We start from the raw sequence: 8,226 nt of genomic DNA on the forward strand, positions 1-8,226 counted from the left end.
ATAGCTCTGTTGATTTTCTTCTAAATCTCCTGGGTATAGCCTATATGAAACTTTATAATTGTAATCCGCAAAAAACTTCTCTAGAACCGAATTCATAGCTTTCTTAAGATATTCCATGTTAGGATTTTCAAGTTTAAATTCAATTAATAAAGTAACTCCTCCCTCAGATTCTTTCTCTATCCAAGGGTTTATTTGTTTGATATCCCGTTCATTTTGTGTAGCAAATAACAAAACGCTCACTATCTTCAACTCCTCTTAATAATAGAATGGATTACTGTGATTTATTTTTTAATTAATTAGATCGCTAACTGCTTCAACAATACTATCTTTAAGTTCGGGATAACATTGAACCCCATCAACAGTTACTATTTTTCGAAACTCTTCAAGCAAATGTTGAGTAACCTTTCCGGGCTTACCATCACCTATTATTCTTCCATCTACTTCAATAACCGAAATGACTTCAACTGCTGTACCAGTTAAAAATACTTCTTCAGCTATATAGACGTCATGACGCGTAAAAGGAACTTCTCTAACTTCATAATTGAATTTTTGAGCCAGATTTATTATTGTGTTTCGGGTAACTCCCTCTAATGCCTCCAGATATACTGGCGGGGTATAAATTACTCCATCTTTAACTATAAATATATTGTCAGTAGATCCTTCTGTTACATATCCTTCGTCTACATATCCTTCGTCGTTCAACATTAACGCTTCATGAACTCCTGCTTGATTTGCCTCTATTTTAACAAGGATATTATTTAAATAATTCAATGATTTGATTTGAGGACTTAAAACATCCGGATGATTTCTTCTAGTCGAAACCGATCCGACCTTTAACCCTTTTTCATATAGTTCATCTGGAAACAATGCTAATTTTTCTGCAATAATGATTACTTGTGGATGAAGACAAGTTTCTGGATCAATGCCTAGATTTCCGGGTCCTCTAGACACAATCAATCTTATATACGCACTTCTCAAATCGTTTTTTCGAACGGTCTCGACAACCAAGTCTTGTAATTCTTCTTTGGTGTATGGGATTTTTAACATAATTGATTGTGCAGATTGAAATAACCGTTCCAAGTGCTCCTCCAATTTAAAAACGTTTCCGTCATAAACGCGGATACCTTCAAATACACCATCACCATACAAAAACCCATGATCGTAAACAGAAACTAAAGCATCCTCTTTTTTTACAAATTGATTATTAAGATAAATCCATTGATTACTCAATACGAGCATCCCCCTATTATATATATTTTTATCATCTCATATAGTAAGTTCATCAACTTGATACATATCAAAATATAGCAATCATTTTATCGTGTTGATTGATACAGTTGCAGTAAAGATTTTGCCTTTACTGACTTCAATGATTGATAAAACTACAGTACTGTATCAATCAAGCTCTACTCCATTGCATAAAGTTCTGGTAAATGAAATTGAGTTCTAAACATAGGAGAGAGGAAAACCACAAATATATTTATCTATATCTAATACAATATCTCCTAAAAAATCTTAGAGGAATGGGGGGGTTATCAAAGTTGGCCAACACTTTGATCTCATATTCTCTGAGATTGATATAAAGGGTCATAGAAATATCCTTTCCATTTATTAGGAATGCGAGTATTCTGTATGTTCCGTGATTCCCCCCTTATATTTACATGACTTTCTGTATCAGCTGCTTACTAAGGCACTTCTTCCACTCCTTTCCCCCTGTTTCGTAATATAACAATCTAATTAAATGATATTTATTTAGAATTATATTTTTTATATATTTTCACCATACTCATTCTTCAGAAAATTTAACGGACTTTTTTCCATACTTTTTTGTATTATCCCATCCAATTTACTAAGCCTTTTATTTCGTTCTTTCAACAATCTTCGACTTCCTCTTTATTTTTTGTTAGTTTGGAGAAATTACTCACAAAGACAATCAACTTGTTGAATTACCTGTTTTTTCGCAACGATATCATCTAAGATATAATGTGTCAATAACTAACTTCCCGATATGTCATATAAGAGGAAAATAACAATATGTAGCTAGTTTTAAACGCAATTTTCAAATATGTTTTTTTCACATAGGATGCTATCATCTAAGATTTAATTTGTCAATAACCTCTCGACATTTTCATATATGAGGAAAATAACAATATATAGATAGCGTTAAACACAATTCTAAAATATGTTTTTTCTTTTTTCTTTATATAAGAAAATAATCAGAATTATAGACAAAAATTTATTTTTTACTACACAAACATAAAAGGAGACTGGGACATAACATAATCGAAAGAATAAAATCCGAACAATCTACAATAAGTGCTTCAAGCCCTCTGGAAATATACTTCGCACCTGATGAGCGGCTGGTGAGCCTCCTCGTGGGCAAGGCCCGCTGCGGGGTCTCACCTAGGCCGACCGACGCACAGGACGTTAGCGTGCGGCGTTGGTCACAGGACGTGACCGTTTTTAGCCGACCTCCCGCAGGAGTCTTGAGTATATTTCCGGAGCTAATGAGTGGAATTGTTCGGATTTTTCTATAGTTGGAATAGTTATGTCCCAACCTCACTGTTAAAAAATATCTCCAATTTTTAAATTTGATGCCAGTTACCTATACGTGAGAACCGATGCCCACCAACATAATGAATCTCATTCGAATGCAAGTGAAGTAGACTGTTTTATTAGTTTGGTTCATAACTCTCAGGTCTTCAGTAATTAAAAAAGAAATAGTGGGTAAAATCATACACCGATGATCTTACCCACCACTCTGAATGAAGCAAAGCCGAATAGTCGCTTCAAATGTCGGAAATCGTTGACTCTTAACAATAATTATATTAAAACCTTTTTTAACCGATTGAGCAATAAAACAATTGTAATTACAACCATCAGCAAAACAATAACAGTCGCCAATAGCGATTGGACATTCAACCAAATTAGCCCAAAATGAATGGCAGCAATAATAAGTAAGATGGGCAATCCATAAATCAAGCTAATTAATACATTCGTGTTAGATTTCGCAGCTACGGATGGATTTTCCCACTCCGTCAGTGGATTTCTCATGTCATAGACTGGAGTTAACAAGTTATAGCAAATAATCAATCCAGAAATAATCATGAACAGTAACAAATGTTCGACTTCCCAAAACCCAAAAATTGCAAACAGAAGAAAACTTAGAAGCAAAGCAATAATACCCATTGTTGATGAAATGATCACCTTGGAAAAATATACGAGATTAGAATCAAGTGGAGTACACTTTAATAAATAATGGTATTTCCCTTCTCTGGAATAAGGTGTTCCACTTACATTATTCATACAACAAAAAAATAAGACGAGATATGAAAAATAAATATCAAATGTTTCGTCTTTCGTGACGTTCAAAAAATCCGGCAATGCATCAAAATGCAATAACGTCAGTAAAATAGCTGAGATAATTGGTGCTAATAAAACCCCAAGTAATACTTGCATTTTAAAGTATGCCTCAGATTGAATCACCCATATTTCCCTTTGCAAATAATTACTCCATTTATTTTTAGAAATATAAACTCTTGAACCTTTCCATTGTGATTTATTATTTTCCAATAAGGCATTTTTAAAATAATTGACGGAAATGTTTTCAATTGTAAAATATGAAAGCAAAAGAGTGGTTATAATTAATACTACATAAACCAGAATTAAATGTAGGCTGACTTTATTTGATACAAAGAATTCAACGATCGAGTCTATCCAAGGCATTAAACTAGCAGTTTCAAAAAGCTGGATCAGTATATATTTTGCAGCATTTATGAATCCATCTTTGTAAGTATGATTCAAAAGACCTGATTCTATTACAAAATATGCTATAAATATAATAGGGATTAGCAACATGGTAACAACATTCAACAGTAAATAAGAAACTCTACTTTTAAATTTTGCATAAAACCTATGGATACAAGATAGGACGAATAACAAAAACATGGCAATTAATCCAATAAGGACTGGTAAAAATATGATTAACTTAAGCGCTTCAATAAACTTAAAATCAATGAGTAAAAATCCTATAGTCGGCAGCTGGAGGATCATCGTCAAGAAGATTGGTACAAATAGACTACTCACTACTTTAGCTGTTGAAATTTTTCTATATGATAAGGGTAGAGATGCTAACATCTTAAATTCACTAAATGCAAAAGCTTGTGTTGTCGATAAATAACAAGTCAAAATATAAACTAGAAGGATCGAGAAAGCCAAGTTATAAAAAATTAATAGTTGAGAATCCATAAAGTAATAAACCAGGAAATTTATGACAGTCAGTTGGAATAAAACATAAATTATCGCAATAATTAATACTACCTGTTGAATCTGCTGCTTTGGTTTCTTGTAAAAGGAAGAAATAAAAAACTTAGTTAACTGGAATTGAAGGTTTTCTTTCATAAACTTACGCCTCCATGAATATTGATTCCAATGATTTACTACCTGTTATATTCTTTATCTCATCATGTAGAATAATTTTGCCTCCTTTTAAAATGGCAACCGTAGTACAAATTTTTTCCGCGATATCCAAAAGATGTGTTGAAAAGATTACAGTTCCCCCCTGATCGACATAGGATTTTATTAAATCCTTAAAAACAACCACTGCATTAGGATCAAGACCATTTAATGGCTCATCCATAATGATGATTGGTGGATTAATTGTAAAGGCTGCAATCAGAGACATTTTATGCAACATCCCATAAGAGTAGGTTCCAATGGGTTTATCAATGGATTCCTGCATTTGGAATACTTGTACATACTCCTCTAACTTATTATTTTCTTCTATTTCATACAAATTCATTAAAAAATGTATCCAGTCTAATCCTGAAACATTTTTAAACACATTTACAGTATCCGGTATGAAAAAATATTGCTTTTTATAATCTAATCCTGCTGTTTGGTTTAACCCATTAATTTCCACTACTCCACTCTCATAATCCAACATACCGGTAATGATATTTAATGTGGTTGTTTTCCCAGCACCATTTGCCCCGACAAAACCTAAAATTTCCCCTTTTTTAACATTCAAGTTCACACCTTTTAAAACCTGCTTTTCCGAATAACTCTTTTTTAAATTGGAAATATTCAACAAATGAATCACCCTTTCCTTACTTTAAACGGATTAATCAATATTATATTTTTTATTAGCAATCCACATCTTCGCGAAATTCATTACGATTGCTGACAATAATAAAGTTATCAATACACTCCATACAACACTCATATCGATATCAGCAAAAACCAGAGCTTCCTTCGCATATTCACTCATACTCGCTGGATTCAAACGATCAAGCAAAGGGTTAAGGCCGACGATCATTCTAATTCCTAAAAGAACAGCAATAGAAATTAATGCTATAACACCTTGGCTGTTAAAGAAAGTACTAACCATAGTTGTAAATGATACAACAAATAAAACCCACAACAAATAAAATAATAATGCAACTATTAAACTGGTAAAAGGTATACTTGTAAACAAGAAATTGGTGTATATATAAGAAACAACATACCCCAATGCTACACTGCCAGCAACGAACATATAGTTGGAAAAAATTTTACTACTAATATAAGATTCGACTTTAACTGGTCTTGTCAGAATAAAACCTAGCATTCCATTTGCTTTATCTGATTGTACCACTCCCATCATTGAGATAACGATGATGATGACACCAAGTTGATCGAACTGCGATTCCAATGTACTGGCAAGTATTTCATTCCCCGCTATATCTTTCATACTTGAATCAATGATAATCCCCTGGCCTCCACCAAACGCTTCTAATATATAGGGTAAATAATAGGTTACAACTGGTTGTGTGATTCCCAAAAATATAAAAGCTAATGGTAGCCATACAATTTTAAGTTCTCTTATGAACTGTAAGGTTTCCTTTTTAGTTAAGATTGCAAATTGCTTCACTTTTCCACCACCATTTTTAAGAATATTTCTTCAAGTGTGTCATTAGCTATTTCAAATTTAACGATATCAACATGGTGTTTTAATGCATTTTCCAATAACATCCTTTTGTTTACTTTAATGTTTTCTACCTCTACTTTTAATTTATTTCCTGTCAACTCAACATCTTTCACATAATCCAAATTCTTGATGTGTTCAATCCAATCCTCACGATCATTAGATAATTCAATACGTATTTTATTTTGACTATTTCTATTCAATAATCCTATCATAGTTGTATCTTCTATTTTTTTACCGTTTTTCACGATGACAAGTCGCTCACAGATTTCTTCCACGTCTCCTAAAATATGAGAAGATAATAAAATGGTTGTATCTTTCTTTATTTCATCGATAATGTTCAACACTTCTCTGCGGCCTATCGGATCCAATGCTGAAACAGGTTCATCCATCAATATTAAAGAGGGTTTATGTAACAGTGCTTGTGCTATGCCTAATCGCTGTTTCATTCCACCAGAAAATGTACTGACCCTTGAATTCTCTTCTCCACTTAAACCCACTTTTGATAAAATTTTCGGAATAGAAGTTTTCAATTCTTTTTTATCAAGACCGGATAACTGTCCCATAAAGAAAAGCGTTTCAGTTGCAGTCATCCATTGAAAAAAATTCGGATATTGTGGCAAGTAACCAATTTGTTTTTTCATGTCAGATATTTTTTTTCCATCCAATAATACTTCACCCGAAGTGGGATTCATAATATCCGAGATGATCTTAATCAACGTGGTTTTCCCTGCTCCATTTGGTCCAATTAATCCTACACATTCCCCAGAGTTGATAGCTATTGAAAAATCATTGACAGCAATTTTCTCATTAAATTTTTTAGTGACGTTTTTAACTTCCAATTTCATCGTTTGTCACTATCCTTTCTCCCTATAATAAAGTAAAGTATGGGTCCTAGTGGAATAACTAAAATGATAACAATGGTCCATACAAGTACATTTTTTCTCCTACTTTTGTTTCGGTATAGATCCACTAATGCAAAGATGATGAACAACAAAATGATTACGATGATTGGCAATATCACTGGAGAAAGAATGTCGAAATCCATATTATTTAGGTCAAGATTCGGTTTTATTTTAATCACCTCCACTAATTATCGTTATTGATAATGATAACATGGTTAAAAGTAAATTGCAATAATTATTTTCATTATTTATAATGATAATGAAAGAGGTGATAAGATGGATAATAAAATGGAGATTCTAATGCATCCCGTAAGAATGAAAATTTGTCTTGCTTTAATGGGGAATAAAGAGAATGGCCTAACTCCTCTGGAGATGGTAAAAGTCATAAAAGATGTACCACAAGCAACATTGTATAGACACATACAATCTATGGTGGAGGCTGATGTCATTCAAGTGTTAAAGGAAAAAAAGGTTAAATCAGTGACTGAAAAGTATTATGTGTTAAATGAAGATTATGCAACATTGGATAAGAATGAGTGGGGAAAGGTCTCTGCAAAGGAGAAGCTTGATTATATATCTTATTATCAATTATTGCTTTTATCCAAATATCAGCTTTATCTACAAAAGCTGGAAGGGGAAAATCGTACGGACGATAATTCTACATTTTCTGTAGTGGAATTTCAATTGGATGAAGAACATTTCACACAGTTCCAAAATGAATTAAACAAACTGGTAACTAAATATTACCACGCTTCCAGTAAGAAAAAGGAAAAAAGTACCCCTACCCAAACCATCGGTATTACTATTATTCCGGATAGTTAAATACCTTGTTACGGTGCCATAAACCGCACGTTGTGGCGAGGGTCAAAGGTTCTTGTTTAAGGATTTCATATAACTAAATTTCAAATCCACACTTGAAATATAAGGACACCTTTTTTATAGATAAATTTTAAAAGGTGTCCGTTTTTGTGCACTTAAACATTGGTGAGTCTGAAATATATTTTTGTACATCTAATCGAGACGCATGGATGATATGTCAACATTAAACCAAACAATAAAGAAAAGGACAAAGAAATAATTGCACCATTACATATAAATTAGAACGTACTTAATAACGTCAATAAATATGACAGCATTAATCCTGAAATATTCATAGCTACAAATTTCTTTTGGTAAAATCTGTTAACTTAGTTGAACATAACGGTATTTAGATGAGAAGTGTAGCCAACTCATCAAAATAACTGAATTTTCAACGGCTATCTACTATATTTTGGGCATACTTCCCCCTTGACTGAAAAACTTATTTTTTTTCAGTTATGAGAAGTATTCTTTTGGTCATTCCAATTGCAGTTTTTG

Annotated in this window: 8 protein-coding genes; 1 reads left to right on the forward strand and 7 read right to left on the reverse strand. The window is 32.7% G+C overall.

Features of this window, described 5'->3' with window-relative positions:
- The 7 genes from BT1A1_RS08665 to BT1A1_RS17900 all read right to left on the reverse strand — a co-directional run.
- A partial coding sequence (locus BT1A1_RS08665; RefSeq protein WP_034770132.1) for a hypothetical protein occupies window positions 1-240 on the reverse strand: 240 nt, incomplete at its 3' end.
- Window positions 241-288: 48 nt separating this feature from the next.
- Window positions 289-1,230: a branched-chain-amino-acid transaminase gene (gene ilvE, locus BT1A1_RS08670; RefSeq protein ID WP_034770135.1), complete on the reverse strand. Its 942-nt coding sequence runs from the start codon at window positions 1,228-1,230 to the stop codon at window positions 289-291.
- A gap of 1,593 nt (window positions 1,231-2,823) precedes the next feature.
- Complete coding sequence (locus BT1A1_RS08675; RefSeq protein ID WP_034770137.1) at window positions 2,824-4,401, reverse strand: hypothetical protein; 1,578 nt, start codon at window positions 4,399-4,401, stop codon at window positions 2,824-2,826.
- Between the two features lie 4 nt (window positions 4,402-4,405).
- A complete protein-coding gene (locus tag BT1A1_RS08680; RefSeq protein ID WP_081912317.1) occupies window positions 4,406-5,101 on the reverse strand; it encodes an ABC transporter ATP-binding protein in 696 nt (231 codons plus the stop codon).
- Between the two features lie 21 nt (window positions 5,102-5,122).
- Window positions 5,123-5,911 (reverse strand): ABC transporter permease, encoded by a 789-nt coding sequence (locus BT1A1_RS08685; RefSeq protein ID WP_034770142.1) that lies wholly within the window; start codon window positions 5,909-5,911, stop codon window positions 5,123-5,125.
- Window positions 5,908-6,813 carry an ABC transporter ATP-binding protein gene (locus tag BT1A1_RS08690; protein ID WP_034770145.1) on the reverse strand — a complete coding sequence of 302 codons (906 nt, stop codon included), beginning with the start codon at window positions 6,811-6,813 and terminating at the stop codon, window positions 5,908-5,910. Before BT1A1_RS08690 ends, BT1A1_RS08685 begins: the two co-directional genes overlap by 4 nt.
- A complete protein-coding gene (locus BT1A1_RS17900; protein ID WP_095142587.1) occupies window positions 6,810-7,013 on the reverse strand; it encodes a PLD nuclease N-terminal domain-containing protein in 204 nt (67 codons plus the stop codon). The genes BT1A1_RS08690 and BT1A1_RS17900 overlap by 4 nt, the downstream gene beginning before the upstream one ends.
- Window positions 7,014-7,146: 133 nt before the next feature.
- On the opposite strand from BT1A1_RS17900, the gene BT1A1_RS08695 reads away from it, so the two are divergent.
- Window positions 7,147-7,692, forward strand: a complete 546-nt coding sequence (locus BT1A1_RS08695) for a helix-turn-helix domain-containing protein (RefSeq protein WP_034770147.1) — start codon at window positions 7,147-7,149, stop codon at window positions 7,690-7,692.
- The last annotated feature ends 534 nt before the right edge of the window (window positions 7,693-8,226 follow it).

Origin of the sequence: Caldibacillus thermoamylovorans (assembly GCF_000751775.1) — a bacterium.
Classification (GTDB): Bacteria; Bacillota; Bacilli; order Bacillales; family Caldibacillaceae; genus Caldifermentibacillus; species Caldifermentibacillus hisashii.

Excerpts from the sequence above, each read along its gene's own strand:
- BT1A1_RS08690 (WP_034770145.1), bottom strand. The coding sequence starts at position 6,813 with ATGAAATTGGAAGTTAAAAACGTCACTAAAAAATTTAATGAGAAAATT.
- BT1A1_RS17900 (WP_095142587.1), bottom strand. The coding sequence starts at position 7,013 with ATGGATTTCGACATTCTTTCTCCAGTGATATTGCCAATCATCGTAATC.
- BT1A1_RS08695 (WP_034770147.1), top strand. The coding sequence starts at position 7,147 with ATGGATAATAAAATGGAGATTCTAATGCATCCCGTAAGAATGAAAATT.
- BT1A1_RS08675 (WP_034770137.1), bottom strand. The coding sequence starts at position 4,401 with ATGAAAGAAAACCTTCAATTCCAGTTAACTAAGTTTTTTATTTCTTCC.